The organism is Thiemannella venezuelensis (genome assembly GCF_014203605.1).
GTDB lineage: Bacteria > Actinomycetota > Actinomycetes > Streptosporangiales > Streptosporangiaceae > Planomonospora_A > Planomonospora_A venezuelensis.
In genome coordinates this window covers 377,939-404,619 of record NZ_JACHJJ010000002.1, presented here as the reverse complement: position 1 = coordinate 404,619, position 26,681 = coordinate 377,939, and the positions used below count along the sequence as shown (strand labels likewise).

Annotated in this window: 23 protein-coding genes; 3 read left to right on the top strand and 20 right to left on the bottom strand. The window is 73.2% G+C overall.

Annotated elements, in window-relative coordinates; genetic code table 11:
* Nucleotides 1-127 precede the first annotated feature (127 nt).
* The 17 genes from FHS22_RS05385 to uraD all read right to left on the bottom strand — a co-directional run bounded on the left by FHS22_RS05385 (nucleotide 128) and on the right by uraD (nucleotide 19,181).
* Complete coding sequence (locus FHS22_RS05385) at nucleotides 128-1,165, bottom strand: hypothetical protein (RefSeq protein WP_184938965.1); 1,038 nt, start codon at nucleotides 1,163-1,165, stop codon at nucleotides 128-130.
* A 224-nt stretch (nucleotides 1,166-1,389) separates the two neighbouring features.
* On the bottom strand, nucleotides 1,390-2,373 hold the full coding sequence (alc, locus tag FHS22_RS05380; protein WP_184938964.1) for an allantoicase: 984 nt from the start codon (nucleotides 2,371-2,373) through the stop codon (nucleotides 1,390-1,392).
* Nucleotides 2,374-2,490: 117 nt separating this feature from the next.
* Nucleotides 2,491-3,867 (bottom strand): allantoinase AllB, encoded by a 1,377-nt coding sequence (gene allB, locus FHS22_RS05375; RefSeq protein WP_184938963.1) that lies wholly within the window; start codon nucleotides 3,865-3,867, stop codon nucleotides 2,491-2,493.
* 20 nt (nucleotides 3,868-3,887) lie between these two features.
* Nucleotides 3,888-5,111, bottom strand: a complete 1,224-nt coding sequence (locus tag FHS22_RS05370) for a glycerate kinase (protein ID WP_184938962.1) — start codon at nucleotides 5,109-5,111, stop codon at nucleotides 3,888-3,890.
* A gap of 117 nt (nucleotides 5,112-5,228) precedes the next feature.
* Entirely contained in the window at nucleotides 5,229-6,947 is a 1,719-nt protein-coding gene (gene gcl / locus FHS22_RS05365; RefSeq protein WP_184938961.1) for a glyoxylate carboligase, read from the bottom strand.
* Nucleotides 6,947-7,819: a 2-hydroxy-3-oxopropionate reductase gene (locus FHS22_RS05360; protein WP_184938960.1), complete on the bottom strand. Its 873-nt coding sequence runs from the start codon at nucleotides 7,817-7,819 to the stop codon at nucleotides 6,947-6,949. The genes gcl and FHS22_RS05360 overlap by 1 nt, the downstream gene beginning before the upstream one ends.
* 64 nt (nucleotides 7,820-7,883) lie before the next feature.
* On the bottom strand, nucleotides 7,884-8,675 hold the full coding sequence (locus FHS22_RS05355) for a hydroxypyruvate isomerase family protein (RefSeq protein WP_184938959.1): 792 nt from the start codon (nucleotides 8,673-8,675) through the stop codon (nucleotides 7,884-7,886).
* Nucleotides 8,672-9,130, bottom strand: coding sequence for an allophanate hydrolase-related protein (locus FHS22_RS05350; RefSeq protein ID WP_184938958.1), 459 nt, complete (start codon nucleotides 9,128-9,130; stop codon nucleotides 8,672-8,674). Before FHS22_RS05350 ends, FHS22_RS05355 begins: the two co-directional genes overlap by 4 nt.
* Nucleotides 9,131-9,339: 209 nt before the next feature.
* Nucleotides 9,340-10,518 (bottom strand): XdhC family protein, encoded by a 1,179-nt coding sequence (locus tag FHS22_RS05345; RefSeq protein WP_184938957.1) that lies wholly within the window; start codon nucleotides 10,516-10,518, stop codon nucleotides 9,340-9,342.
* An 85-nt stretch (nucleotides 10,519-10,603) separates the two neighbouring features.
* Nucleotides 10,604-12,052 carry an NCS2 family permease gene (locus FHS22_RS05340; RefSeq protein WP_184938956.1) on the bottom strand — a complete coding sequence of 483 codons (1,449 nt, stop codon included), beginning with the start codon at nucleotides 12,050-12,052 and terminating at the stop codon, nucleotides 10,604-10,606.
* 259 nt (nucleotides 12,053-12,311) lie between these two features.
* Nucleotides 12,312-14,630 (bottom strand): xanthine dehydrogenase subunit D, encoded by a 2,319-nt coding sequence (gene pucD, locus FHS22_RS05335; RefSeq protein WP_184938955.1) that lies wholly within the window; start codon nucleotides 14,628-14,630, stop codon nucleotides 12,312-12,314.
* A 17-nt stretch (nucleotides 14,631-14,647) separates the two neighbouring features.
* Complete coding sequence (locus tag FHS22_RS05330) at nucleotides 14,648-16,063, bottom strand: 8-oxoguanine deaminase (protein ID WP_338047605.1); 1,416 nt, start codon at nucleotides 16,061-16,063, stop codon at nucleotides 14,648-14,650.
* The gene (locus FHS22_RS05325; RefSeq protein ID WP_184938954.1) at nucleotides 16,060-16,530 is read right to left on the bottom strand and encodes a (2Fe-2S)-binding protein; all 471 of its coding nucleotides are present in this window, start codon (nucleotides 16,528-16,530) and stop codon (nucleotides 16,060-16,062) included. Before FHS22_RS05325 ends, FHS22_RS05330 begins: the two co-directional genes overlap by 4 nt.
* Nucleotides 16,530-17,405 (bottom strand): FAD binding domain-containing protein, encoded by an 876-nt coding sequence (locus tag FHS22_RS05320; RefSeq protein ID WP_184938953.1) that lies wholly within the window; start codon nucleotides 17,403-17,405, stop codon nucleotides 16,530-16,532. The genes FHS22_RS05325 and FHS22_RS05320 overlap by 1 nt, the downstream gene beginning before the upstream one ends.
* A gap of 5 nt (nucleotides 17,406-17,410) precedes the next feature.
* The gene (gene pucL / locus FHS22_RS05315; RefSeq protein WP_184938952.1) at nucleotides 17,411-18,292 is read right to left on the bottom strand and encodes a factor-independent urate hydroxylase; all 882 of its coding nucleotides are present in this window, start codon (nucleotides 18,290-18,292) and stop codon (nucleotides 17,411-17,413) included.
* Between the two features lie 3 nt (nucleotides 18,293-18,295).
* On the bottom strand, nucleotides 18,296-18,607 hold the full coding sequence (gene uraH / locus FHS22_RS05310; RefSeq protein WP_184938951.1) for a hydroxyisourate hydrolase: 312 nt from the start codon (nucleotides 18,605-18,607) through the stop codon (nucleotides 18,296-18,298).
* A gap of 40 nt (nucleotides 18,608-18,647) precedes the next feature.
* On the bottom strand, nucleotides 18,648-19,181 hold the full coding sequence (gene uraD / locus FHS22_RS05305) for a 2-oxo-4-hydroxy-4-carboxy-5-ureidoimidazoline decarboxylase (RefSeq protein WP_184938950.1): 534 nt from the start codon (nucleotides 19,179-19,181) through the stop codon (nucleotides 18,648-18,650).
* Between the two features lie 277 nt (nucleotides 19,182-19,458).
* On the opposite strand from uraD, the gene FHS22_RS05300 reads away from it, so the two are divergent.
* Nucleotides 19,459-21,024 carry a PucR family transcriptional regulator gene (locus FHS22_RS05300; protein ID WP_184938948.1) on the top strand — a complete coding sequence of 522 codons (1,566 nt, stop codon included), beginning with the start codon at nucleotides 19,459-19,461 and terminating at the stop codon, nucleotides 21,022-21,024.
* Nucleotides 21,025-21,236: 212 nt separating this feature from the next.
* Nucleotides 21,237-22,082 carry a deoxyribonuclease IV gene (locus tag FHS22_RS05295; protein WP_184938946.1) on the top strand — a complete coding sequence of 282 codons (846 nt, stop codon included), beginning with the start codon at nucleotides 21,237-21,239 and terminating at the stop codon, nucleotides 22,080-22,082.
* 501 nt (nucleotides 22,083-22,583) lie between these two features.
* Here FHS22_RS05295 and FHS22_RS05290 read toward each other — a convergent pair.
* From FHS22_RS05290 to FHS22_RS05280, 3 genes are all read right to left on the bottom strand, one after another.
* On the bottom strand, nucleotides 22,584-23,348 hold the full coding sequence (locus FHS22_RS05290) for a LytR/AlgR family response regulator transcription factor (RefSeq protein WP_184938944.1): 765 nt from the start codon (nucleotides 23,346-23,348) through the stop codon (nucleotides 22,584-22,586).
* A 66-nt stretch (nucleotides 23,349-23,414) separates the two neighbouring features.
* Nucleotides 23,415-24,608 (bottom strand): sensor histidine kinase, encoded by a 1,194-nt coding sequence (locus tag FHS22_RS05285; RefSeq protein WP_184938942.1) that lies wholly within the window; start codon nucleotides 24,606-24,608, stop codon nucleotides 23,415-23,417.
* A gap of 48 nt (nucleotides 24,609-24,656) precedes the next feature.
* Nucleotides 24,657-25,277: a molybdopterin-dependent oxidoreductase gene (locus tag FHS22_RS05280; RefSeq protein WP_184938940.1), complete on the bottom strand. Its 621-nt coding sequence runs from the start codon at nucleotides 25,275-25,277 to the stop codon at nucleotides 24,657-24,659.
* Between the two features lie 344 nt (nucleotides 25,278-25,621).
* On the opposite strand from FHS22_RS05280, the gene aroF reads away from it, so the two are divergent.
* Nucleotides 25,622-26,674: a 3-deoxy-7-phosphoheptulonate synthase gene (gene aroF / locus FHS22_RS05275; protein ID WP_184938938.1), complete on the top strand. Its 1,053-nt coding sequence runs from the start codon at nucleotides 25,622-25,624 to the stop codon at nucleotides 26,672-26,674.
* Nucleotides 26,675-26,681 lie beyond the last annotated feature (7 nt).

The window sequence follows — 26,681 nt, the reverse complement described above, 5'->3', positions numbered from 1 at the left end:
ACCGCGTGGAGCCCCGCGGCGCCGCGGCACGCGATCCCCTCGTTCCCCCGGGAACGCCGGCGGCGGGACCGCCGGTGCGAGCGCGGTGTTCCCGCCGCCGGTGCTCTCCATCCGCCGGCCGGACCGGTCAGCCGGCCGGCTTGGGGCGCCAGAGGGCCGGGCGGGGGTAACCGACCCCGTCGTGGGAGCCTCCGACGATCTCGCCCCGGTCGTTCATGTCCGTGGCGTAGTAGCTCGGCCACTCGGACGGGGCCGGCAGCAGGAGCGGCGAGGCGTCGGCGTCGGCCCAGACGGCGGGGTGGGCCGGGCCGTAGGGCGAGGCGTCGCAGCCGTACTGGCCGACGATGACGCCGTCGTTGTTGATGTCCCGGGGGAGGGCGGTGCCGCCGTCCTCCCGGACCGGCTCCATCCCCGTCTCGGCGCTCCAGACGAACGCCCGTTTGTGGACGCCGTCGGAGCCGAGGGCCGAATCTCCGAGGACCTGGCCGCGGTCGTTGATCGCGCTGACCGTGCTCCAGTTGCCGCCCAGGGTCCCCAGGTCACGGGTGACGCCGTTCTGCCACACGAAGGCGTGGTCGGTGCGTTCGTACGGCGAGGGGAACCCGGCCGCGATCCGGTGCACACCGGCCACCTGCCCGGCGCCGTTCACGGCCACGGCCCGGCTGCCGGGAACGACGCCGAGCCGGGTCGTCCGCCCGTCCCGCCACATGAAGGCTCTCGCGTCCTTTCCGCGCGGGGCGCCGTCGACGCTCACCTGACCGACGACGACACCGTGCTCGATCTCCTCGGGGAAGGCGGCGCGACCGCCGAGCGCGCCGAGGTCCCGCAGCCGGCCGTTCTCCCACAGCACGGCGTGGATCTTCTGATCGGCGCTGGACTCCGAGTACCCGGTGATCCGCCCCTCGTCGTCGATACCGGTCGCGCTGCTCCCGAGGAAACCGCCCAGCGTGCTGAGCACGGTGAGCCGCCCGTCCTGCCAGACGAAGGCCCTCCTGTCGTTCTCCCCTCCGCGCAGCGTGCCGACGATCTGACCGGAGTCGTTGATGTCCGCGACCTCGCCGGTGAAGCCGAGGTCGACGAGCTCCCACCGGTCGGTGACGGGAGGGCACCCCTCCTGAGCCGCTGCGGGCGCGGCGGCCGCCGTTCCCAGCGGTAAGGCGATCACGGCGCTCACCAGGACGCGTACTGCACTTCGACGGTGACGCATTGTTGGTATGACTCCTTCTGCATCCACTGAAGCCGGACAACGAGAAGGCGGGCCCGCCTGCTTGATCACGTTATGCCGGAACCCGCGGAAAAGTTCACGCCACCGTCCTTACCGATCCCTTACGGAACCGATCTCTCGCGGAACCGGCCCGCCGGGATCGCCCCGGCGGCCTCTCGCGAGGATCACGCCCCCGATGAGCGGTGGCCCGGGTTCCCGTCCTTGTCGAGGAGCCCGTGCAGGCGGACGCGGGCCAGGCCGCCGTCGGGGTGGATGTCGACCCGGACGTGGGTGGCGGGGCGGGGGTTCCCGATGCGGAAGCGGTGCGGGGTGTCGGGCTGCAGGCGGGTCCTGGGCAGCAGCTCGAACTCCTCCCCGGCGGCGTCGACGCCGGTGAGGGAGACCTCGCCGGGGGCGTTGAACAGCAGGTTGGTGGTGTCGATCTCGGCGAGTCTGACGACGCCCGTGCCGGCCAGGCGGATGGTCAGCCAGTCGTTGCCGCCGTCGCGGCGGCGCGCGGTCTCCCAGCCCTCGGCCTGGTGGCGGGCCAGGCCCGGGGCGATGACGTTGTTGGGCGAGGAGTAGAACTCGTCGGAGCAGCCGGTGACGAGCGCGCCGTTCTCCAGGGCGGCCAGGTCGAGGCCGAGGCCGTCGCGGAGCGACAGGTCGGGGCGGACCTCGCCGTGCACGCGCAGCCGGGCGATGCCCCCGTCGGGGAACATGTTCAGCCGGACGTGCGTGTAGCGGCGTCCGTCGGCGACCTCGAAGAAGTGCTCGGCGTCGCCCTTGAGGTCGCTCTTGGGGACGATCTCCGTCCACTCGGCGGCCTGGAGCTCGGCGGGCGTCGGGTAGCCCTCGACCGCGGCCGCCTCGACGGAGGCGTGCGGCGGGTAGTTGCCCTTGAACCACGCGGTGTCGATCACGACGCCGCGGATCACGCCGGGCAGGCCGAGCCGGACCAGAGCCCAGTCGTGGCCGGGCTCGCGGCGGCGGCGGGTCTCCCAGCCGTCGTAGACCTGGCCCTTGGCGCCGAAGGTCTCCGCCTGGAAGCCGGGGCGGCCGGGGCGGATCAGGCTCTCCTTCTCGGCGAAGGACTCGTCGTTGGCCGCGACGACGGACCCGCCGAGGGTGCGCAGGGCCAGGTCGGGCAGGCGGGTGAACTCGCTCATCGGAGAGCCTTTCTGGGTAGGCGTGAGGTTATTCGCGGGTACGGTCCCCGCACGCGGAAGCGGTCTGGTCCGCGGAACCGGCCTCGCACACGGAGGGTCCGGCGGTGTCCGGGCCGGTCAGAGCAGGGTGCCGTGCGGGGCGTCGTCCCGTACGGCCCGGCCGCGCAGCCAGGTGGTGCGCACCACGCCGGAGAGCGTCCTGCCGTGGTACGGCGTGACCGGGTTGCGGTGGTGCAGGGCGGCGGCGTCCACGGTCTGGGCCGCGCCGGGGTCGAAGGCGACCAGGTCGGCGTCGTTGCCCACGACGATGCTCCCCTTGCCGCCGGGTCCGGCGGCGGCCTCCTTACCGGTCGGTCCGGCGGCGACGCCCACGCCCGCCGTCCCGGCGGTACCCCTCCTGCCGTCCAGCCCGGCCAGGACCGCCGGGGCCGCGGACATCCAGCGCACCACGTCGCCCAGGCCGTGCCCGCGCCAGGACGCCTCGGTCCACACCGCGGACAGGCCGAGCTGGAGGGAGGAGATCCCGCCCCAGGCGGCGGCGAAGTCGGGCACCTTCAGGTCCGGGGTGGACGGGGAGTGGTCGGAGACGACGCAGTCGAGCACGCCGTCGGCCAGCCCCTTCCAGAGCCCGTCGCGGTTGGCCTCCTCGCGGATCGGCGGGCAGCACTTGAACTGGGTGGCGCCCTCCGGCACCTCCTCCGCGGCCAGCGTGAGGTAGTGCGGGCAGGTCTCCGCGGTGATCCGCACGCCGTCGCGCCGGGCCTCGGCCAGCGGCTCCAGGCAGAGCGCGGACGACACGTGCAGGATGTGCGCCCGCACGCCGGTCTGCCGGGCCAGCGCGATGACCCGTTCGACGGCGCGCCGCTCGGACTCGCCGGGCCGGGAGCCGAGGAACTCGGCGTAACCCGGACCGGCGGGGTCGGCGAGCAGCTCGGGGTCCTCGGCGTGGACGATCAGCAGGCCGTCGAAGGAGGCGATCTCGGCCATGACCGCCCGAAGTTCCTCGACGCCGAGGGGCGGGAACTCGTCCACCCCCGACGGGGACAGGAAGCACTTGAACCCGCGGACGCCCGCCTCGTGCAGGGCCCGCAGGTCCTTGAGGTTGCCCGGGACCGCGCCGCCCCAGAAGGCGACGTCGACCGCGCACCGGCCGGCCGCCGCGGCCCGCTTGACCTCCAGCGCGGGCACGTCCACCGTCGGCGGCAGCGAGTTGAGCGGCATGTCGACGATCGTGGTCACCCCGCCCGCGGCGGCGGCCCGGGTGGCGGAGGCGAAGCCCTCCCAGTGGGTGCGGCCGGGCTCGTTGACGTGGACGTGGCTGTCCACGAGCCCGGGCAGCAGCGCGACGTCGCCGAGGTCGACGCGCTCGGCGGCCTCGGGGGCCGCGTCCGGCGCGTGGATCCCGGCGATCCTCCCGTCCCGTACGGCGACCGCCGCGGGCCTCTCCCCCTCGGGCAGTACGGCCCTGCGGGAGGTGATGACCAGATCGTGCATGTGGTGCTCCTTCGGTTTCCCTACGACCCCGCCGCGAGCCGGTCGGCCGCGAGTCCGGCGGCGAGGCGTTCGAGCAGCGGGCCGGCCTCGGCGATGCAGCGGGCGGTGTCGGGCTCGATGTCGGTGAGCGCGTAGGCGGCCTCGATGCCCGCCGCCCGCAGCTCGTCGTCGCCGAGGGTGCGGCGGCCGCAGACCGCGACGACGGGCACCCCGGCCCTGGCCGCCGCGGCGGCGACCCCGGCGGGGGCCTTGCCGCGGAGGGTCTGCTCGTCCAGGGAGCCCTCACCGGTGATCACCAGGCGGGCTCCGCCGAGCAGTTCCCCGAAGCCCAGCAGGTCGAGCAGGTACTCGATGCCGGGGCGGATCTCGGCCCGCAGGAAGGCGAGGGCGGCGAAGCCCACTCCCCCGGCGGCCCCGGCCCCGGGCTGTCCGGCCACGCCCATGGGGCGCACGACGTCGTCGTGCTCGATGGCGCCGACCAGGCCGTGGGTGTGCGCGGCGACGGCGGCCAGGCGGGCGAGCGCGCCGTCGAGCAGCGTCACGTCCTCGGGCGAGGCGCCCTTCTGCGGGCCGTAGACGGCGGCGGCGCCGTACGGCCCGAGCAGCGGGTTGTCCACGTCGCTGGCGACGACGAACTCGACGTCCCCGATCTCCAGGAGCCCGGAGGTGTCGATCTCGTCGAGCGCGCGCAGGGCGGCCCCTCCGGGCGGGAGCTCGCGGCCCTCGGCGTCGAGGAAGCGCACGCCCAGGGCCTGCATCATCCCGGCGCCGCCGTCGGTGGAGGCGCTGCCGCCCAGGCCGAGGACGACGCGCCGGGCGCCGCGCCGTACGGCGTGCGCGATCAGCTCGCCGGTCCCCCGGCTGGTCGCGGTGAGCGGGGCGAGCTCCGCGGGCATGAGGCGCAGGCCGGATGCCTCGGCGAGCTCGACGACGGCGGTCGGCACGTCCGCCGCTCCGGTCCCCGCGGCTCCCGGTACGGCGTCGCGCCAGGCGTAGACGGCGCGGACCGGTTCGCCGACGGGACCGGTGACCTCGACCTCGACGGGATCGAACCCGCAGGCGACGACTGCCGCCACGGTGCCGTCGCCGCCGTCGGCGACCGGCAGCGCGGCGGTGGTGACCCCGGGCCCGAGGCCTGCCGCGACGCGGGCGGCGACCTCGGCGGCGGTCAGCGATCCCTTGAACTTGTCCGGGGCGATGACGACGTGCCCGGACGACGGATCAACGGTCTCAGAAGTCGGCATGAGATCGCGTGAAACAGACAACCCTGCTCCCTGATGGAGAATGGGCGGACACGCGCCCCTGCCCGGTGCGAGCGGGCAGGGGCGCGTGCCGGCGCCCTGTGTGATGGCGATCCATCATCACACTTGTGCGGGGACGGGCTCGAACTCCCTGACGGCGTCGATCGCGGGGCCGTGCGGGGTGTTCGCCTCGCGCTCGATCATGATCTCGACGAGCACCGGGCGGCTGGTCGCGCGGGCCTCCTTGCGCGCCCATTCGAGCGCGTCGCGGATGTCGGCGGGGTCGACGACCCGGCGGCCGGAGCAGCCGTACGCCTCCATGATCTTGACGTTGTCGGTGCCGTACTCGTCGTAGTGGATGTCCACCTGGTAGTTCATGTCGTACGGGATCGAGGCCTGGCGGATGAGGCCCAGATACTCGTTGTTGATCATGATGAGCACGAACGGCACGTTGTACTGGGCGCCGACCGCGAGCTCCTCCACCATGTACTGGAAGCCGTAGTCGCCGACGATGCCCACGACCTCGGCGTCCGGCTCGGTGTTCTTGAGCGCCTTCTTGACGCCGATCGCCGCCGGGATCTCCCAGCCCAGCGGGCCGGCCTGGCCGCAGATCTGGTAGCGGCGCGGCTTGTACGCCTTCTGGTGCTGGCCGCCCCAGATCTGGTAGAGGCCGATCGCGGTGACGAAGTAGGTGTCCTCGTCGAAGACCTCGTTGATCTCCTTGTAGACCCGGGGGGCCTTGATCGGGACCGTGTCGAAGTCCTCGCGGCGGCCCAGGGTCGCCTTGAGGTGCCGGACCCGGCCGACCCACGCGCCGGGCCCGCGGCCCGCCTCGCGCTCCTTGGCGACCTCGAGCAGGGCCTGCAGGAACAGCCTGGCGTCGGAGACGACGCCGAGGTCCGGCTCGAAGACCCTGCCGATCTGGGTCGGCTCGATGTCGACGTGGACGAACTTCCGCTCACCCCGGTAGACGTCGAGCCGGCCGGTGTGCCGGTCGCCGAAGCGCGCGCCCACGGCCAGCACCAGGTCGGACTCCAGGAAGGAGGCGTTGCCGTACCGCTGCGAGGTCTGCACGCCGGTGATGCCGCAGAACAGGCCGTGGTCCTCGTCGATGGCGCCCTTGCCCATCAGGGTGACCTGGACCGGGACGTTCAGGTACTCGGCCAGCTCGCGCAGCTCGCCGGCGGCCTCGGCGATGATCACGCCGCCGCCGGCGAGGATCAGCGGCCGCTCGGCGGCCAGCAGCAGGTCCAGGGCCTTCTCGACGCGCGGCCGGTGCGGCTCGACGGCCGCGACCGGGAGCGGGGAGTCCAGCGCGGGGTCGTACTCGATGATCCCCTTGGCCACGTCCACCGGGATGTCGATGAGGACCGGGCCGGGTCGGCCGGACCGGGCGACCCGGAACGCCTCGCGGAAGATCCAGGGGGCGGTGGCCGCCTCCTTGATCTGCACGGCCCACTTGGTGACGGGCTTGGCGATCTCCACGATGTCGACCGCCTGGAAGCCCTCCTTGTCGAGCAGGGCGGTGGCCGCCTGGCCGGTGATGCAGACGATCGGGATCGAGTCCGCAAGCGCGGTGTACAGGCCCGTGATCATGTTGGTGCCGGCCGGGCCGGAGGTGCCGATCGCGACGCCGACCCCGCCGTTGGTGCGGGCCCAGCCGTCGGCCATGTGGGTGGCGCCCTCCTCGTGGCGGACGGTCAGGTGCTCGATGCCGCCGACCTCCTCCATCGCCTTGTACAGGGGGAGGATGGCCGCGCCGGGGCAGCCGAACGCCGTGTCGACGCCCTCGGACTTGAGGACTTCGACGACCGCGTTCATCGCGGGGATCCTGGCCATCAGCTGTCCCTTCCCGAGAGGCTCTCGGTGACCTTGAGGAGTGCGGAGTGGTCGAGGCCGCCGTGGCCCTGGGCGCGCGCGGCGGCGATGAGCTGGGCGGTGAGAGCGCCCATGGGGATGGCCACCTCGGCGCCGCGGGCGGCGTCGAGGATGATGCCCATGTCCTTGTGGTGCAGGTCGATGCGGAAGCCCGGCCGGAAGTCGCGGGCGAGCATCGACTCGCGCTTGATGTCGAGGATGCGGCTGGCGGCCAGGCCGCCGGCGAGCACGTCGAGTCCGGCGGCGGCGTCCACGCCGGCCGCCTCCATCAGCACGATGGCCTCGGCGACGAGGGCGTAGGTGCCGCCGACGACGAGCTGGTTGGCGGCCTTGACGTACTGCCCGGCGCCTGCGGGGCCGACCAGCTTGAAGGTCCTGCCGATGGCCTCGAAGACCGGCGTCGCGGCCTCGAAGTCCTCCGGCGCGCCGCCGACCATGATGGACAGGACGCCGTCGATCGCGCCCTTCTCACCGCCGGAGACCGGGGCGTCCAGCACGCGCAGCCCCCTGGCCGCGCCCTCGCGGGCGACCTTCTGCGAGGTCTGCGGGGTGATGGTGGAGAAGTCGATGTAGAGCGCGCCGGACTCGGCGTTGCCGAGGATCTCCGGGAGGACGGCCTCGACCTGCGGGTCGGCCGGGAGCATGGTGATGACGACCTCGGCGCCCTTGACGGCCTCGGCGACGCCGCCTGCGCTCGCGCCTCCGGCGGCCCGGAGGCGGGCGAGGGCGTCCTCGCCGAGGTCGAAGCCGGTGACCTCGTGTCCGGCCCTGACCAGGTGCCCGGCCATGGGCGAGCCCATGATGCCGAGCCCGATGAATGCGATCCTGCTCAATGTGCTCTCCTCGTCCGGCCTCTCGCCGGTTCGTCCGGGATTCCGGGTGCGTTCGGGGATGTCGTCATGCCGGCCGGTCCAGCTCGCGGACCCAGCCGAAGTCCGGCTCGGCGTCCTTGTACTCCAGGCCGATCCAGCCGTCGTAGCCGTGCCCGTCGAGCACCTTCAGCAGGTGGGGGAAGTCCAGCCCGCCGGTGCCGGGGCGGCCCCGGCCGGGCGCGTCGGCGATCTGCACGTGGCCGATCCGGCCCGCGTACCCGGCGATCACCGCGTCCAGGTCCTCGCCCATCCGGGCCAGGTGGTACAGGTCGCACAGGAACGCCACGTTCGGCTCCCCCACCCGATCGATCACCTCGACCGCGGCCTCGGCGGAGACCAGCGGGTAGGACGGCGACTCGTAGGCGTTGAGCGCCTCCACCAGCACCGTCGCGCCGATCCCGGCGGCGGCCCGCGCGGCGAACGCGAGGTTCTCGGCGGCCAGCTCGTCCTGCTCGGCCGGGTCCAGGCCGTCCACGCGGTTGCCGTACAGCGCGTTGAGCGCCGTGCAGCCGAGCCGCCCGGCGATGCCGACGGCGGCGTCGACGTTGTCGCGGAAGCGGGCGCTGTCGGCGGGACGGGAGACGAGACCGCGCCCGCCGGTGGCGATGTCGTCGGCGAAGTTGAGGCCGACGAGCCGCACGCCCGCGTCCCGGACCGCGCCGACGAAGGCGTCGGCGTCCCTGTCGGACGGTACGGCCTCGGCGAACGGCCACCAGAACTCGACGCCGTCGAACCCGGCGGCCTTGACCGCGGCGGGACGCTCCAGCAGCGGCAGGTCGGTGAAGAGGATCGAGGCGTTGACGTCGAACCGCGTCACGGTGTCTTCTCCCTGTCTGTGCGGGCATCTGTGCGGGCATCTGTGCGGGCGTCTGTGCGGGCGTCTGCGTCGGCATCCGGCTGGATATCCATGTAGGCCTTCCAGCCACCGGACTCGGTGATGTCGTACAGCTCGGCGTGCGAGCTGCAGGGGCGGCGCAGGAGCATCGCGAACGAGGACGTGCCGTCCGCCAGCTCGATCACGCCGAGCTCCAGCTCGGGCGGTTCGGCGGGCATCAGCCGGTCGCGCAGGACGTCCATCGGGACGTCGTAGAGCTCCCCCTCGATGGCGGCCCCGCCGTGCGCCACCGGCGCCAGGCCGGGGCAGCGGTCGCCCACCGAGTAGAAGCGGTACTTGGGCGCCGTGGCGGTCTCGGCCACCAGCGGGGCGCCTTCCAGCAGGTGGTGCAGCGGCCCGCCACGCATGGCGCCGCCGTTGAGGAACATCAAGGCCATCGCAGGCTCCTCCCGGGGTCGGATCGATCCGGTGGGGTGGGGCCCGTAGGTCTGCCGGAGGCGGCAGCGCGGTACCTCCTCGCTCCGGCTCAGGCGGAGCGTTCAGGGGTGTGTGACCCAGTACACAGGCCGTCCCGGTTCCCGGTCCAGCCGCAGGAAGTCCGAAGCTTCCGGGGCGTTCACCTGGTGGTTTTTGTGGGTTGGCACAACTACGCGGAGAGCCGGGCCGGCACGGCCCGGCTCTCCGGGTGGATGGGGCCGGAGGTCCGCGTGAGGGGCAGGCCGCTCCCGCCGCGGCGCAGGGCGACGAACTCCGCGGCGATGGACAGGGCGGTCTCCTCCGGGGTGCGGGCGCCCAGGTCGAGGCCGATGGGCGAGCGCAGCCGCGACAGCTCCGCCTCGCTCAGCCCGGCCGCGCGCAGGCGGGCCATGCGGTCGGCGTGGGTACGGCGTGAGCCCATCGCCCCCACGTAGGCGACCGGGAGCCGGAGCGCGGCCTCCAGCAGCGGCACGTCGAACTTGGCGTCGTGGGTGAGCACGCAGACCACGGTCCGGGAGTCGACCCGCGTGCGGGCGAGGTAGCGGTGCGGCCAGTCGACGACGACCTCGTGGGCGTCGGGGAAGCGGCGCGGCGTGGCGAAGACGGGCCGGGCGTCGCAGACGGTGACGTGGTGGCCCAGGAAGCGGCCGGCGCGGGTGAGCGCGGCGGCGAAGTCGACGGCGCCGAAGACGAGCAGGCGGGGCGGGGGCGCGTAGGTCTCGGCGAAGACCGTGACCTCCTCCCCGCCGCAGCCCAGGGTGCGCAGGCCGGTGAGCCCGGCGTCGAGCATGGCCCGCACCTCGGCCGCGACGGTCCCGGTGGCGGGCCCGCCCGCGAGGCCGCCCAGGGTCCGGTCCTCGAAGACGGCGAGGACATCCGTGTCCGCGCGGGCACCCGTACGCGTCTGCGGCCCTGTGCCGGTTCCCGGGCCGGGATCCGTGCCGGTGCCGTCCGTCAGGACACGGACGATCGCGACGGGTTCGCCCCGCCGCACCGCCTCCAGGGCCGCGCCGAGCGCGGCGGCGGCGGGCGAGGCGGGCGGGACCGGCCAGACGAGCACCTCGATGATCCCGCCGCAGGTCAGGCCCACGGCGAAGGCGTCGTCGTCGGAGTAGCCGAAGGTCTGCCTGACCGGTTCCCCGGTCCGGATCGCCTCCCGGCACAGCTCGTAGACCGCGCCCTCCACGCAGCCGCCGGAGACGCTGCCGACGGCCTCGCCCCCGTCGTCCACGGCGAGCGCCGCCCCCGGCTGCCGGGGCGCGCTGCCGCTGGTCGTGATCACGGAGGCGACCGCGAACGCGCGTCCCTCCTCGATCCAGCCGAGCAGATCGTCGGCGAGTTCACGCATGGGAGGAACCTCCGGTCGTCGAAGGAGAGCCGTCGCGGGAGACGGACCGCCCGCCGTACGGCGCACCGTACGGCGGGCGGCACTGTCAGCCGAGGAGCTGCTCGATGGCGCCGATGCCGAAGTAGCCGACGAAGATCGCGCTGATCACCCAGAGGAGCCAGTGGATCTGGTCGAACCGGCCGCGGGCGGCCTTGATCACCGTGTAGGCGATGACTCCGGCGCCGACCCCGTTGGTGATGGAGTAGGTGAAGGGCATCAGCGCGATGGTGAGGAAGGCCGGAATGGCCAGGTCGATGTCGTCCCACTCGATCTTGCGGGCCGCGGTCATCATCAGCGCGCCGACCAGGACCAGGGCGGGGGCCGCGGCCTGGGCGGGCACGACGGCCGCCAGCGGGGTCAGGAACATCGCCCCGGCGAAGAGCGCGCCGGTCACCAGGCCGGCGAGGCCGGTGCGAGCGCCCTCCCCGACTCCGGCGGCCGACTCGACCACGATGGTGTTGGCGGAACCTCCGGTGACGCCGCCGATGACGGCACCGAAGCCGTCGATCGTCAGGATCCTGCCGACGCCCTGGATCCGGCCCTGCTCGTCGGCGAGCCCGGCCTCCTCGCCGACGCCGAGGATGGTCCCCATCGCGTCGAAGAAGCCGGACAGCACGAGGGTGAACAGCACCACCGTGGCGGTGAGCACGCCGGCCGCGCCGAAGCCTCCGAACAGGTCCACGTCGAACAGCAGGCTGAAGTCCGGTGTGGAGACGATCCGCTCGGGAAGCTCCGGCGTGACCACCCCGGGCCACTTCACCCCGTCCACCAGCGCGTTGATCACGATGGCCAGCACCGTGGCGGCCACGATGCCGATCAGGATCGCGCCGGGGATCCGGCGGACGAACAGGGCGAACATCAGCAGCAGGCCGACGCAGAAGACCACGATGGGCCAGCCGGAGAGCCTCCCGCCGGTGCCGAGGGTCACCACGGTGCCCTCGCCCCGGCCGACGAACCCGGCGTCCACCAGGCCGATGAGCGCGATGAACATGCCGATGCCGACGCCGATGGCGTGCTTGAGCGGGGTGGGGATGGCGTCCATGATGAGCTGCCGGATACCGGTGAGCGCGAAGAGCACGATCACCGCGCCCTCCAGCACGACCAGGCCCATGGCCTGGTTCCACGTCATGTGCGGAGCGGCCTGGAAGGCCACCACGGGGGCGATGCCGAGGCCGGAGGCGAGGGCGAAGGGGGCGTTGCCCACCAGGCCCATCAGGATCGTGGTGATCGCGGCGGAGAGGGCGACCGCCGTGGTGAGCTGGGGGATGGTCATCGCGGCGCCGGTCACGTCCTTGGCGCCGCTGAGGATGATGGGGATGAGCAGGATGATGTAGGCAACGGCCACGAAGGTGGTGATGCCGCCACGGACCTCCCTGGCGACCGTCGTCCCCCGGCCGGTGAGGTCGAAGAAACGGTCGATCCAGGTCCGGGAGGTTCCGGAGGCGCCGGGCGCCTCGGGGTCCTCGCCGGAGGGCCGGGTCTGCAGCTGGGTCATGGTCGGGCCCTCCCAAGGGCGTAGTCGACCCACGGAGTGACCCCGGTGGCCGGCCGGGGTCGTCCGCATGGTTCGAGGGGGTGCGGTTGTGGGGTCTCTCCCGTTCACCCACGGGGGGTGGGGGCGTCCTGCGGGCCTTCTCTCCTACGGCGGTCGCCACAGGCGAGGATGCACAGGACACCCCTTAAAACGCCGCAAGTCAGCATAAATCCTGACAAAGGGTGCGTTTTCAGATACGAGTGAGGGCTGCCCCTGTTGGTCAACTGCTTCCGGTGATGTGTTCCGGACGAACCGGCACTCGGGTGAGTGCGAGACCCGTGGCGTCGCGGATGGCCGCGACGATCGCGGGCGTGGAGGAGAGCGTGGGTGGCTCCCCGGCGCCGCGCAGGCCGTATGGGGCCCGCGGGTCGGCGTTCTCCAGGATCTCCAGGCGCATCGGCGGCATGTCGAGGATGGTGGGGATCAGGTAGTCGGTGAACGACGGGTTGCGCACCTTCCCGCCGGCCACCACGATCTCCTCCATCACCGCCAGGCCGAGGCCCTGCGCGGTGCCGCCGTGGATCTGCCCCTCCAGCGAGAGGCGGTTGAGGATCTTGCCGACGTCCTGGACGGCGGCCAGCTCCACGACCTTCACCAGGCCGAGCTCGACGTCGACGTCCACCACGGCCCGGTGGACGCAGAGCGCGAGCTGCGTGTGCGAGTCACCCCTGCCGGTCACGGGGTCCATGCCCGTGGTCGGCTCGTGGTGGTACTCGCGGGTCTCCTCGACGACGGCGTCGCCGAGGACGTCTTCGATGGCGGCGAGCACGCCCGCGCTCGCCGAGACGACCTTCCCGCCGGCCAGCGACAGGTCATCGTAGGTACGGCCCAGCCTGGCGGCGGCCAGGGCGAACACGCCCTCCCGCACGGCCTGGCAGGCCGTCATCACCGCGCCGCCGGTCATGTACGACTGGCGCGAGGCGGAGCTGGAGCCGGCGTCGCCGACCTGGTTGTCGGCCGGGTGGATGACGACCCGCTCGACGCCCAGCTCGGTGCGGGCGATCTGCGCCTCCAGTGTGACCAGCCCCTGGCCGACCTCGGCGGCGGCGGTGTGCACCAGCGCGGTCGCCTCTCCGCCGATCACCTCCAGGCGGACCCGGGCGGTGGAGTAGTCGTCGAAGCCCTCGGAGAAGCAGATGTTCTTCAGGCCCACGCCGTACCCGACACCGCGCCGCACGCCCTCGCCGTGCGTGGTCTGCGAGGCGCCGCCGGGCAGGTTGCGGAGGTCGGAGGCGTCCAGCGGCGGCGGCATGGGCAGCTCGCGGGCCTGCTGGAGCATCTCGGCCATCGGCAGCGGGGCCCAGACCACCTGGCCGGTGGCCAGTTCGCTGCCCTGGGAGGCGGCGTTGACCTGCCGCACGGTGACCGGGTCGAGCCCGCACGCCTCGGCGAGCTTGTCCATCATCGACTCGTAGGCGAAGCACGCCTGCACCGCGCCGAAGCCGCGCATCGCCCCGCAGGGCGGGTTGTTGGTGTAGACGCCGTAGGCGTCGATCCTGATGTTCGGGATGACGTACGGCCCCACGCCCAGCGAGGCGGCGTTGCCGACCACGTTCATCGTCGCGGAGGTGTAGGCGCCGCCGTCCAGGAGGATCTCCACGTCGGCGTAGAGGATCCTCCCGTCCTTCGTGGCGCCGTACTCGTAGCGCATCTCGGCCGGGTGGCGGTGCACGTGGCCGAAGAACGACTCGTACCGGTTGTAGACGATCTTGACGGGCCTGCCGGTGTGCAGGGCGAGCATGGCCGCGTGGATCTGCATCGACAGGTCCTCGCGCCCGCCGAAGGCCCCGCCGACGCCCGAGAGCGTCATGCGGATCCTCTCCTCGGGCAGGCCCAGGCAGGGGGCGATCTGCTTGAGGTCGTTGTGCATCCACTGGGTGGCCACGTACAGGTCCACGCCGCCGTCCTCGGCAGGCACGGCCAGGCCGGACTCCGGCCCGAGGAACGCCTGGTCCTGGATGCCGACCCGGTACTCGCCGGAGACGACCACCTCGGCGCGGGCCTTGGCGGCCTCGACGTCGCCGACCCGGACGGGCTGGTGGCGGGCGAGGTTGCCGCGCGGCTGGACCTGCGGGTAGGCCGGGTCGAACGCGGCCCGGCGGGCGTCGGTGAGCGGCTCCAGGACCTCGTACCCGATCCGGATCTTCTCCATCGCCCGGCGCGCGGTCTCCGGGTGGTCGGCCGCGACCAGCGCGATCGGCTCGCCCTGGTGGCGCACCTCGCCTGCGGCCAGGACCGGCTGGTCCCAGGTGTGGTCCAGACCGAAGTGCTTGCGGCCCGGGACGTCCTCGTGGGTGAGCACGGCCGCCACACCGGGATGGGCCAGGGCCTCGGAGACGTCGATGGAGACGATCTTCGCGCGGGGGTGCGGGCTGCGCAGCGTCGCGCCCCAGAGCATGCCGTCGATCCACAGGTCGGAGGAGTAGGCGAACTCGCCCCTGACCTTCAGCGTCCCGTCGGGGCGCAGCGGGCTGTCGCCGACTCCCCCGGTCCCGGGGGCCGCGATGTCCCGCGGCGCGCGCACCGGCGTGGCGCTCATGCTTCCTCCCTCTCGGCTCACGTGTGGACCTCCTTGGCTGCGGTGAAGCCCTGTTCCTCGGCCAGGCGCAGCAGGCGGCGGTGGGCCCGGCCGCCGGCGCGGCCGAGCTCGTCCTGGGAGACCGTGCGCAGCTCGTCGTCCTCGACGACCGTCTCGCCGCCCACCAGCAGGCGGGCCAGCGGCGGCTGGCGGGTGGCGAAGACCAGGGTGGCGACCGGGTCGGTGATCGCCGAGGCGAAGGCCCCGTCGGTCCGCCACAGCGCGACGTCGGCGAGCTTGCCCGGCTCCAGGGTGCCGAGCTCGGCGTCCCGGCCGAGGTTCTTCGCTCCGCCGAGGGTGGCCATCTCCAGGGCCTGGCGGGCGGTCAGCGCGGTGGGGCCGTACTTCGCCCGCTGGAAGAGCATGGCCTGGCGCATCTCCCCGGAGAGTGTGGTCAGCTCGGAGGAGGCGTTGCCGTCCACGCCGAGGCCGACGGTCGCGCCCCGGGCCAGCATCTCGGAGACCCGGGCGATGCCCGCGCCGAGGCGGCCGTTGGAGCTGGGGCAGTGCGCCGAGCCGGTGCCGGTCTGCGCGAAGACGTCGATGTCGGCGTCGCTCAGGTGGATGGCGTGGGCGAACCACACGTCCGGGCCGAGCCAGCCGAGCTTCTCCATGTAGTCGACCGGGCGCATGCCGACCTGCGCGAGCAGGTGCTCCTCCTCGTCGAGGGTCTCGGCCAGGTGGGTGTGCAGGCGCACGCCCTTGGCGCGGGCCAGCGCGGCGGCCTCGACCATCAGCTCGGCGCTGACCGAGAACGGCGAGCACGGGCCGATCGCCACGCGCAGCTTCGAGGAGAAGGACGGGTCGTGGTAGGCGTCCACGGCCCTGGCGCTCTCGGCGAGGATCTCGTCGTGCTTCTCCACCACCACGTCCGGCGGCAGGCCGCCCTTCGACCTGCCCCGGTCCATCGAGCCGCGCACCGGGTGGAAGCGGATGCCCAGCTCCCGGGCGGCCTCGATCTCCGCGGCGAACAGGTCGCCGCGCCCCTTCGGGAAGACGTAGTGGTGGTCGGAGGAGGTGGTGCAGCCGGACAGGGCCAGGAAGCCCAGCCCCGCCCCGGCCGCGCCGCGCACGACCTCGGCGTCCATGGCCGCCCACACCTGGTAGAGCGCCACCAGCCACTCGAACAGCGTGGCGTCCTGGGCGAGGCCCTGGGAGGCCCACTGGTACAGGTGGTGGTGGGTGTTGACCAGGCCGGGGGTGGCCAGGCAGCCGGTGCCGTCGATCCGGGTGGCGCCCGGGATCTCCGGGGCAGGACCGGCCCCGAGCGCCACGATCCGGTCGCCCTCGACGTGGACGAAGCCGGAGGGGATCTCCGGGCCGGCCACGGGGGCGATGTAGGCGTTCTCGATCAGCAGGGAGCGCGCTCCCCCGCCGGTCGCGGAGGCGGTCACGACGCCGCCTTGCGCGCGGCGGCGAGCCGTACCGCGTCGAGGATCTTCTCGTAGCCGGTGCACCGGCACAGGTTGCCCGCCAGGGCCTCGCGGATCTCGGCGTCCGAGGGCTGCGCGACCCGCTCGATCAGGTCGTGCGCCTGCACGACGAGGCCGGGGGTGCAGAAGCCGCACTGCACGGCGCCGCACTCCACGAACGCCTCCTGGACCGGGTCGAGCCGGTCGCCGTCGGCCAGGCCCTCGACGGTGCGGACCTCGCGGCCCTCGGCCTGGCCGGCCGCGACCAGGCAGGCGCAGACCGGGGTGCCGTCGAGGTAGACGGTGCAGGAACCGCACTCGCCCTGCTCGCAGGCGTTCTTGGAGCCGGGCAGGCCCACGCGCTCGCGCAGCACGTACAGGAGGCTCTCGCCCTCCCACACGTCGTCGGCCGTCTCCGGGCGCCCGTTCACGGTGAAGGTGACGCGCATCAGCCGGCCCTCCTTTCGAAGTGTCCGGACCGGAACTCGTTCCAGGCCCAGGTCAGGGTGCGGCGCGCCATCACGCCGATGGCGTGCCGCCGGTAGTCGGCGGTGCCGCGCACGTCGTCGATCGGGGAGGCGGCCTGCGCGGCCAGCTCCCCGAAGCGGGCGAGCACCGCGGGGTCGAGCCGGGCGTCCCAGTCGAGCTCGGCGGCGAGGAACTCCTCGGCTGCCCGCGCCCTGCGGGGGGTGGGGGCGGCCGAGCCGATGCCGGTGCCGACCCTGCGCTCTCCGGGGTGGAGCGCGATCGCGAAGGAGCAGACCGCGATCACCATGGCGTTGCGGGTGCCGACCTTGGAGAAGTACTGCGGGCCGGTGGCCGGGCTCATCCGGAAGGCGCGGATCAGCTCGTCCGGCTCCAGCGCGCTGCGCTTGACGCCGAGGTAGAACTCGGCGGCGGGGATCGTCCGCACGCCGCGGGCGGCGGACTCGACCTCGATGACCGCGTCCCCGGCCAGCAGCGGCGGGTGGCTGTCCCCGGCGGGCGAGGCCGCCCCGAGGTTGCCGCCCACCGTGCCCCGGTTGCGGATCTGGGGCGAGCCGACCGTGCGCGCGGCCTGCGCGAGACCGGGCAGCCGGCCGCCGAGCTCGGCGATCAGCCGCACGTACGGCACGCCCGCGCCGACCCGGAGCCGGCCGTCCGGCTCGGAACTCCACTCGGCCAGCTCGGCGACCCGGTTCAGGTCCAGCAGCGCGGCCGGGCGGTGCAGGTCGAAGTTGAGCTCGACCATCACGTCGGTTCCGCCCTGGACGGGCACCGCCTCCGGCCGGTCCGCCTTGGCGGCCAGCGCCTCGGCCCACGTGGTGGGCTGCAGGAAGTCCATCGTCGTCACTCCCAGGCGAAGCAGGCGTCGGGGGCGTCGCCGGTGAGGACGGCGCCCTCGATCAGCCCGTAGGGTCGGTCGGCGGCGTAGAAGACCTCGTTCGGGTTGTCCATCCCGAACGGCTCCAGGTCGACCAGGAAGTGGTGCTTGTTCGGCATCGCCATGCGCACCTCGCAGACCTCCCCCCGGTTCTCCAGCACCCGTTCCCCCATGGCGTAGAGGGTCTGCTGCAGGGAGAGGCTGTGGGTCCCGGCGAAGGCCTCCAGCAGGTGGCGCCGTACCTCGTCGTAGGACTCCCCGAAGGGGGAGTCCGCCGAGACGTGCCGCCAGCGGGCCGAGACGGCGGTGGCGAGGACGCGGTCGGTGGTCGGCCGCAGGGTGGTGTACTCGTCGGTGATGTAGCCGTGGAACTCCGAGCCGGTCGAGTTGAGCACCACCAGGTCCTTGAGGCCGGAGACCACGGTGGTGCGGCCGTCGCGGTCGTGGTGGACGACGCAGGTGCGGACCTCGCGGCCGGAGCGGACGAAGGAGTGCCGCCGGTCCTGCGCGCCGGAGACGGGGATCCGGTCCCAGAAGTACTCCTCGATCTCCACGCGGGCGTGGTGGATGGAGGGCTGGGAGCTCACGTAGTGGCGGGCCAGCAGGAGCGCGAAGTCCTCGATCTGTTCGACGCCGTGCTTCCTGGCGAAGGCGTAGGCGGTGTTCTTCTGCGTGTCCGTCGGCAGCACCGCGGCGTTGTCGCCGGTCAGGTGCACGTCCTCCATGTCGCCCGAGAGCGCGGAGCTGACGTTGATGTCCTTGATGCTGTGGACTCCGCCGTCCCTGACGACGCGGACCACGCGGGTCTCGGCCTTGCCGTAGCGGTTGGGCCCGAGAACGACGGTCATGTGCTAGCTCCCTCGATACGTCGAATAGGCGAACGGGCTGAGCAGCAACGGCACGTGGTAGTGCTCATCCGGATCGTCGATCGTGAAGGCGACGGCCACCTCCGGGTAGAAGGCGGCCACCCCCCGTGCGGCGAAGTAGTCGCCGGTGCCGAACACCAGCCGGTGGACGCCCGCCCCCGGCGACCAGCCCGAGAGCCGTCCGTCGGCGTCGGTGCGCCCTTCCGCGACCACCGTCCCGCCGCTCTCCAGCCGTACGGCGACGCCCGCCGCGGGCCTGCCGAGCGCGGCGTCCAGCACGTGCGTGGACAGGCTCATGACCGGTCCCCCCGCACCCTCGCGGCCGCTCCCCGCGCGCTCACGGCTGGTCCCCCAGCAGCTTCGCCATGCGCAGCCGGGTGATCTTGGCGAGTTCCGCGCGGACCACCCCGTGCTCCGTCTCCTCGTCGTTCTGCAGCCGCTCCCGGAGCCGGGCCAGCATCTCCCCGGCCGACAGGCCGGTGGCGCAGACGAGGTAGACGTGGCCGAAGCGCTCCTCGTAGGCGAGGTTGCCCTCGGCGAGCCCGTCGAGCACGGCCCGGTCCGCCGCGTCCACCCCGGACTGCTCCTGCCGGGACCAGGCGGACTCCCTGCCGGTCCCGCCGGCGCGCTCCCCGATGCGGGGATGCGCCGCGAGCGCCTCCTGCACGTCGGACCAGCCCAGGTCGTTGACGGCGGCGTCGGCCACCGCGGTCAGCTGGGCGAGGTCGCGGTAGGGGCGCAGCGCCGCCACGGTGCGGGCGAAGGCCCGGGACGCGCAGCACGTCAGCAGCTCGGCCTCGGCGTCGGCGGGGCCGAGCGCGTTGAAGCCGGCCAGCCTCGCAGCCGGTGCTGCGGATTTCACGTTCGGCATGGCAGCAGTACACACACCGGTGCCCGGCCCGGTCCAGCAGCAAGAACTCCGAAGTGGGTCAGGGCTTCCCCCCGTGTTTTCGTGTCATGCTCCAAGGCTCCGCCGCCCGCGTGTCGTCCCCGTGCCGCCGCCGGGTCGTCCTCGGTCGCCTCTGCGCCGTCTCCCGGTCTTCTCCGTTCCCCGGTCTTCTCCGCTCCCCCGGTGTCTTCCGGGCTTGCGCGGTGCTTGCGTACCTCCGCCCCTGGGTTACCCTCACCGCCGAGGGACGGAGGCCCGCATGCGACTGAGCGCGCTCTTGGAGATGACCGAGCTGGGACTGTCACCGGTCACGGGCCATGACGAGCTGGACCGGACGATCCGCTGGGTCGTCACCACCGACCTGCTCGACCCGGGCCGCTACCTGAGCGGCGGCGAGCTGGTGCTGACCGGGCTGGTCTGGCGGCAGAGCCCGGACGACAGCGAGCGGTTCGTGCGCAGCCTGGTCAACGCCGGGGTCTCCGCGCTGGGCGCCGGCGACACGCGGTGGGGCGAGATCCCCGAGGATCTCGCCGAGGCCTGCCGGCGGCACCGCATGCCGCTGTTCCACGTGCCGGAGGCGCTGTCGTTCGCCGAGGTCACCGAGCACATCGTGCGCCGGCTCTCCACCGCCAGGGCCTACGACATGACCGCCGTGCTGGACCGGCACCGCCGGCTCGTGGAGGGCGCCACCGCCGGCGCGGGGCTGGACCCGGTGCTCCGCCTGCTCGGCCACGACCTGGGCATGCCCTGCTGGGTGCTCACCCCCGCCGGGCGGGTGGTGGCGGGCTCGCACCCGCTGCCCGAGGGCCTCGCCCCGCTGCTGGCCCGCGGTTTCCTGACCGCCAAACGCATGCCGTGCACGCTGCGCGGGATCGAGCGGGGCGAAGCCGGGAGATACTCGGTCTTCCCGGTGGACGAGCAGACCACCCCGCGGGTCGCCGACTGGTTCCTGGCCTTCCAGGGCTCCGCCGAGGACTGGCCGGAGGAGCGGCGGGCGCTGGCCGGGGAGCTGGCGGCGGTGGTCGCCCTGGAGCGCGCCCGGCTGGACGACCGGCTCAGCCCCGAGGGCCGCATCGCCCAGGAGCTGGTCCAGCTCGTCGTCTCCGAGGGCAGGCCCAGCGACATCCTGCCCCGGCTGCAGGTCACCGGCCTGGTGACCGACCTCGGCGCCGATCCGGGCCCCGGGCGCGGTTTCGTGGCGGTGGCCGCCGCCGCGCACGACGGGCTGCGCCCCGGCGAGCTGCGGGCCGTGGTCAAGGAGATCCTCAGCCTCTCGTGCGCCTCCCCGGTGGTGGGCGTGGCCGCGGACGAGGTCATCGCGCTCCTCCCCGCGCCGGAGACCGACATCACCGCCGGGGTGCGCGAGGCGGTGCGGGCGCTCGCGCCGGGGCTCGGCTCCGGCAGGCTCACCGTGGGGGTCAGCGGTATCGCCCCGGTAGACGGGCTGCGCGGCGCCGTCGAGGAGGCCCGCTACGCCCGCCGGATGGCCGAGGGCCGCGCCGAGCCCGACGCCGTCGTGGGCCACGACGAGCTGGCCACCCACGTGCTGCTGCTCGCCTCGGTCCCCGACGACGTGCGGCACATGTTCCGGGTCCGGCTGCTGGACCCGCTGCGCGGCTACGACCAGGTGCACCGGGCCGACCTGGTCCGCACGCTGGAGGCGTTCCTGCAGGTGTCGGGGTCGTGGACGAAGTGCGCGGAGATCCTGCACGTGCACGTCAACACGCTGCGCTACCGGATCCAGCGGATCCAGGACCTGACCGGCCGGGACCTGTCGCGGCTGGAGGATCGGGTGGACTTCTTCCTCGCGCTCCGGCTGGGTTAGGACGATCGCACGAACCCGCCCCGCCGGGCTTGACCGCCGGCGGGCCCGGAGGCCTACTCTTGCCTCCGTCCTCACACGACCGGGTCCGGCGCGCCCGCGCCGTTCCCGTGCGATCGCTCCGGGGAGGGCGGGGCCGTCACTCACACCGCTCCCCGCCCCTCCCCGGGTCGTTCCCCCGAGCTGTCGGCCGCGGCGCCTAAACTGGGGGCACCATGACTTCTCCTCTCTCCCCCATCGGCGGACACGTCTCCGTCACCGGTGGCCTGGCCAAGGGCGGGCTGCGCTACGCCGAGGACATCGGCGCCGAGATGATCCAGGTGTTCGTCACCAACCCCCGGGGCTGGGCGCTCGCCGCCGGCGACCCGGTCCAGGACGAGCGGCTGCGCGAGTCGGGCACGCCGACCTTCGTGCACGCGCCGTACCTCGTCAACCTCGGCACCCCCACCGCCGACACGCTGGAGAAGTCGGTGGCCACCGTACGGCACGGCCTGCTGCGCGCCGCGGCCGTCGGCGCGAAGGGCCTGGTCGTGCACACCGGCTCGGCGGTGAGCCAGTCCCGCGACGACGCCCTGCGCCAGCTGCACGAGCGCCTGCTCCCGCTGCTGGAGGAGATCCCCGACGACGGCCCGGACCTGCTGCTGGAGCCGATGGCCGGGCAGGGCGGGATGCTCTGCGCGACCGTCCAGGACCTCGAGCCCTATCTGGCGGCCCTCGACTGGCACCCGAAGGCCGGCGTCTGCCTGGACACCTGCCACGCCTTCGCCGCCGGTCACGACCTGTCGACCCCCGAGGGGGTCCGGGAGACCTTCGACGCCCTGCACGCGGTCGCCCCGGGCCGGCTCCGGCTGATCCACGCCAACGACTCCAAGGACGTCTGCGACTCCAGGAAGGACCGCCACGAGAACATCGGCGCGGGCCACATCGGCGCCCAGGCCTTCGCCGAGCTGATGCGCCATCCGGCGGTCGCGGGCATCCCGCTGTGCATCGAGACGCCGGGCGGAGCCGACAAGCACCGCGAGGACATCGAGCTGCTGAAGAAGCTCCGCGGCACTCCCTGAGAGACCGCTCCGGCCGGGAGACCCGCGACCGTCCGGGACCGCGTCCCGGGTTCCGCGGGTGCGACGGGGCGCCCGTCCTCGTGATCCGGCCGCCCCCGTGTGGCCGGATCACGGTCCGGCCCGCTTGGCTACGCGGACGTCCCGTCGCACCGGAGACCGCCGGACCCGACCCCCCGGTTCGATGGTCCGGAAGACTGCCGGACCTCACCCCCCCGGTTGAGGCCCGGCAGCCGGGCGGGCGCTCGCGACGCCCTCCCTGAGCCCCGCCCACCAGGTCCATACGAGCCTTCCGGCTCCGTCCCCCCCTGGTGCGGCGGGATCCGCTCTCCGATGCAGGAACACTATGGGGGCCGCCCGCCGGGTGACTCGCCGTTTCCGGCAGGCGCGACTAGCGGTGGGTAGTTGTCGTTGTACGGAGAGTGTTCGCGCGACGAGCGGTCACCCGCGCGCGACGAGCGGTCGGTTCCGGGGTGCGCGGACGCGCGTCCGTTCCTCGCCGGCTCATGTCTGCGCCCCCGAGGGGGCCGGACGGTCCCGGAACTGGCGGACGAGCTGCTCGCGCACCTGGCGGGTGTGGCGGCGGCTGACCGGCAGCGTCTCGGTGCCCACCTGCAGCACCGCCCGGCCCCCGTCGAAGCGCAGCTCGCTGACGTGCCGTGCGGACACCAGGGTGCTGCGGTGCACCCGGATGAACCCCGCCTCGGCCCAGCGCCGCTCCAGCGCCGCCAGCGACATGCGGATCAGGTAGGTGCCGTCGCCGGTGTGCAGGCGCACGTAGTCGCCCTTGGCCTCGGCGAACCAGACCGCCTGCTGGGAGACGAAGCGGGTCCGCCCGCCGAGTTCCACCGGGATGACGTCCTCCGGCTCCGGCTCGGCGGCCGGGGCGGCGGGGATGGCGGCCTCCAGGCGGCGTACGGCCTCCGCCAGCCGGTCGGCCCGCACCGGCTTGAGCAGGTAGTCCACCGCCTCCAGCTCGAACGCCTGCACGGCGCAGTCCTCGTGTGCGGTGACGAAGACCAGGCGGGGCGGGTTGGGGAAGCCTCCGACGAGCCGGGCCAGGTCCAGCCCGTCGAGACCCGGCATCCTGATGTCCAGGAAGACGCCGTCGAGCCGCTCGCCCGCACCGATCATCCCGACCATGTCATGGAGTGCGGTGACGCCGTCGGAGGCGGTGAGAACGTGCTCGATACGGGGATCTCCTCGGAGCAGGTAGGCCAGTTCTTCCAGTGCGGGGACCTCATCGTCGACAGCAAGGACGCGCAGCATGCCGTCCACGCTGGGCCCGCTCCACGGCGGGCGCAAGCACTATGCCGACGAGTGGTTGAAATTTGACTACAAAGAGCTACCGGCGGGGCTATGTTTCGGTACCCGCAGGTGGACGCGGGTCCCGCTGCCGAGCGCGCTCTCCACGACCAGGCCGTAGTCCTCGCCGTAGATCTGGCGGAGCCGCCGGTCCACGTTGGCCAGGCCGATCCCGCCCTCGCCCCGCCCCTCGCGGGGCCCGTCGTCGAGCAGCAGCCGGGCGTGGGCCGGCTCCATGCCGAGCCCGTCGTCCTCGACGCTGATGTGCGCCTCGGGCCCGGCGTCCTCGATCACCACCCGCACCTCCCCCGAGCCGCCGCGCTGGACCAGGCCGTGCTTGACGGCGTTCTCCACCAGCGGCTGCAGGCACAGGAAGGGCACCGGGACGGCCAGCACCTCGGGTGCGACCCTGACCGTGAAACTCAGCCGGTCGCCGAACCTGGCGCGCTCCAGCAGCAGGTAGCGGTCCACGCAGTGCAGCTCGTCGGCGAGCGTGGTGAAGTCCTGGGCACGGCGCAGCGCGTAGCGGGTGAAGTCGGCGAAGTCCACCAGCAGCTCGCGGGCCCGCTCCGGGTCGGTGCGGACGAAGGAGGCGATGGTGGTCAGCGAGTTGTAGACGAAGTGCGGCGAGATCTGCGCGCGCAGCGCCCGCATCTCCGCCTCCACCGCGCGCCGCCGGGAGGAGTCGAGCTCGGCGAGCTCCAGCTGGCCGGAGACCCAGCGGGCGACCTCGGTGACGGTCCGCACCAGCACCGCGCTGACCTCGGCGTCGTAGGCGGCCAACGCGCCGACCACCCGCCCGTCCACCTCCAGCGGAACCACCACCGCGCCCCCGGCCGGGCAGCCGGCTCCGCCGCAGGCGAGCGACTCCCCGGCCACCACCTGCGGGCGGCCCGAGGCGAGCGCGGCCCTGGCGTGCTCGGCCGCGTGGTCGCGGTGGCACTCCATCGCGCCGTCCCAGGCGAGCACGCCGCCGGGGCCGGTCAGGGCGACGGCGCCGGTGCCCAGCAGCGTCCGCAGGTGCCGTACGGCCCGGCGCGCGGACTCCGGCGTCAGCCCGGCCCGCAGCGACGGTGCCGCCATGGCCGCGACGTGCAGGGTGGCGAACGTGGCCTCGTCCTGCCAGCCCGCGGGCCGGCAGAGGGACTCCGCCCGTCTGCGGGACAGGGTGAATCCGAGAAGGGCGCAGAGCACGCAGAGCAGTGCCCAGCCACTGGTCGACATGCGGAGAACCGTAGCCAACCCGCCCCTCAGATCAGGGGCGAACGCCGATCAGGGCGGACCTTCGCCCGGTTCCTCCTGGTAGGAGTAGCGCTGCTCCCGCCAGGGGTCGGCGATGTTGTGGTAGCCGCGCTCCTCCCAGAAACCGCGCTTGTCCTCGACCAGGTACTCCACGGCGCGCACCCACTTCACGCTCTTCCAGGCGTACAGGTGCGGGACGACCGCCCGGACCGGGAAACCGCGCTCCGGCGCGATGGGCTTGCCGTCCAGCTCCAGCGCGAACAGGGTGTCGTCGCGGGCGAAGTCGCTCATCCTGATGTTGGCGCTGTAGCCGTACTCGGCCCAGAGCATCACGTGCCGGGTCTCGGGCGCGGGCGGCGCCAGCTCCATCAGCGTGGCCGCGGACACCCCGCACCACTCGTTACCCATGATCGAGAACTTGGTGACGCAGTGGAAGTCCGCCATGACCGTCGTGCGCGGCAGTTCGGAGAAGCGCTGCCAGGAGAACCGGTACTGCTCCCCCGTGGCGGTCGCTCCCATGACGTGGAACTCCCACGTAGCCGGCCGGAACGTCGGCACCCTGCCGTAGTGGATCACCGGCTGCCCCCGGGGGACGTACTGCCCGGGGGGCAGGCGGGTCCCCTCCAGCGGGGTTTCGGACTGATCCACCATCACTCCTCTCGCCGGATTCCCCGATGGCACGGGGCAATCCTGCCACCGCGGGTTTTCCGCCGGACGGGCGGCCCTACCCGTGGAGGCCCGGCCACGGCGGCGCTGCGCGCCGCCGCCCGGGGGCCGGTGACCGGTCCGCGGAGCCGTACGGCGCCGCAGGGAGAGTGCGCTACTATTTCCGCGATGCGTACTGCGTTCTGGTTTTGGTATGGCGACGGACCCGTGAGGTGGACCGTTCGCCCCCAGATGCTGCGCTGACAGCCTGGCGAACGAAAAGGCCCCGGGTCCGGTTCACGGACCCGGGGCCTTTTCGTTTTCCCGAGAGCAACCACCTGAGGAGAGAAATGGTCATCATCATGGCCCCCGAGGCCACCCGGGGAGACGTCGAGGCGATCGTGGAGATCATCTCCACGGCGGGCGGCAGCGCGTTCGTCAGCCGGGGCGTGAACCGTACGATCATCGGCCTGGTCGGCGACGTCGCCCAGTTCGGCGCGTTGAACCTGCGCGGCCTGCGGGGCGTGGCCGACGTGATCAAGGTGAGCGCCCCCTACAAGCTGGTGAGCCGGGACAACCACCCCGAGCGCTCGACGGTCCGGGTCGGCGGGGTGCCGATCGGCCCGGACACGGTGACGCTGATCGCCGGGCCGTGCGCGGTGGAGACGCCCGAGCAGACCCTCCAGGCCGCCGAGATGGCCAGGGCGGCCGGGGCCACCCTGCTGCGCGGCGGCGCCTACAAGCCCCGCACCTCCCCCTACGCCTTCCAGGGCCTGGGCGAGGCGGGCCTGCGCATCCTCGCCGACGTGCGCGCCGAGACCGGGCTGCCCGTCGTGACCGAGGTCGTGGACGCCCACGACGTCGACCTGGTGGCCTCCTACGCGGACATGCTGCAGATCGGCACCCGCAACGCGCAGAACTTCGCGCTGCTGCAGGCGGTCGGCGGGGTCGGCAAGCCGGTCATGCTCAAGCGCGGCATGAACGCCACCATCGAGGAGTGGCTGATGGCCGCCGAGTACATCGCCCAGCGGGGCAACCTCGACATCGTGCTGTGCGAGCGCGGAATCCGCACCTTCGAGACCGCCACCCGCAACACCCTCGACGTCTCGGCCGTCCCGGTCGCCCAGCGCCTGTCGCACCTGCCGGTCATCGTCGACCCCTCCCACTCCGGCGGCCACCGCGACCTGGTCCTGCCGCTCACCCGCGCCGCCATCGCGGTCGGCGCCGACGGTGTGATCATCGATGTCCACCCCCACCCCGAGCTGGCCCTGTGCGACGGCCCCCAGGCCCTGGTCGACGGCGACCTGCGCGAGCTGGCCCGCGTGATGCGCCGGTTCCCGCCGCTGCTCGGCAAGACCCCGGCGCTGGGCGACCCGGCCGGCGAGGCCCTGACCCCCGTCTGACCCCCGC

Excerpts from the sequence above, each read along its gene's own strand:
- alc (WP_184938964.1), bottom strand. The coding sequence starts at position 2,373 with ATGAGCGAGTTCACCCGCCTGCCCGACCTGGCCCTGCGCACCCTCGGC.
- allB (WP_184938963.1), bottom strand. The coding sequence starts at position 3,867 with ATGCACGATCTGGTCATCACCTCCCGCAGGGCCGTACTGCCCGAGGGG.
- FHS22_RS05370 (WP_184938962.1), bottom strand. The coding sequence starts at position 5,111 with ATGCCGACTTCTGAGACCGTTGATCCGTCGTCCGGGCACGTCGTCATC.
- gcl (WP_184938961.1), bottom strand. The coding sequence starts at position 6,947 with ATGGCCAGGATCCCCGCGATGAACGCGGTCGTCGAAGTCCTCAAGTCC.
- FHS22_RS05350 (WP_184938958.1), bottom strand. The coding sequence starts at position 9,130 with ATGGCCTTGATGTTCCTCAACGGCGGCGCCATGCGTGGCGGGCCGCTG.
- FHS22_RS05345 (WP_184938957.1), bottom strand. The coding sequence starts at position 10,518 with ATGCGTGAACTCGCCGACGATCTGCTCGGCTGGATCGAGGAGGGACGC.
- FHS22_RS05340 (WP_184938956.1), bottom strand. The coding sequence starts at position 12,052 with ATGACCCAGCTGCAGACCCGGCCCTCCGGCGAGGACCCCGAGGCGCCC.
- pucD (WP_184938955.1), bottom strand. The coding sequence starts at position 14,630 with ATGAGCGCCACGCCGGTGCGCGCGCCGCGGGACATCGCGGCCCCCGGG.
- FHS22_RS05325 (WP_184938954.1), bottom strand. The coding sequence starts at position 16,530 with ATGCGCGTCACCTTCACCGTGAACGGGCGCCCGGAGACGGCCGACGAC.
- FHS22_RS05320 (WP_184938953.1), bottom strand. The coding sequence starts at position 17,405 with ATGGACTTCCTGCAGCCCACCACGTGGGCCGAGGCGCTGGCCGCCAAG.
- pucL (WP_184938952.1), bottom strand. The coding sequence starts at position 18,292 with ATGACCGTCGTTCTCGGGCCCAACCGCTACGGCAAGGCCGAGACCCGC.
- uraH (WP_184938951.1), bottom strand. The coding sequence starts at position 18,607 with ATGAGCCTGTCCACGCACGTGCTGGACGCCGCGCTCGGCAGGCCCGCG.
- uraD (WP_184938950.1), bottom strand. The coding sequence starts at position 19,181 with ATGCCGAACGTGAAATCCGCAGCACCGGCTGCGAGGCTGGCCGGCTTC.
- FHS22_RS05300 (WP_184938948.1), top strand. The coding sequence starts at position 19,459 with ATGCGACTGAGCGCGCTCTTGGAGATGACCGAGCTGGGACTGTCACCG.
- FHS22_RS05295 (WP_184938946.1), top strand. The coding sequence starts at position 21,237 with ATGACTTCTCCTCTCTCCCCCATCGGCGGACACGTCTCCGTCACCGGT.
- FHS22_RS05290 (WP_184938944.1), bottom strand. The coding sequence starts at position 23,348 with ATGCTGCGCGTCCTTGCTGTCGACGATGAGGTCCCCGCACTGGAAGAA.
- FHS22_RS05285 (WP_184938942.1), bottom strand. The coding sequence starts at position 24,608 with ATGTCGACCAGTGGCTGGGCACTGCTCTGCGTGCTCTGCGCCCTTCTC.
- FHS22_RS05280 (WP_184938940.1), bottom strand. The coding sequence starts at position 25,277 with ATGGTGGATCAGTCCGAAACCCCGCTGGAGGGGACCCGCCTGCCCCCC.
- aroF (WP_184938938.1), top strand. The coding sequence starts at position 25,622 with ATGGTCATCATCATGGCCCCCGAGGCCACCCGGGGAGACGTCGAGGCG.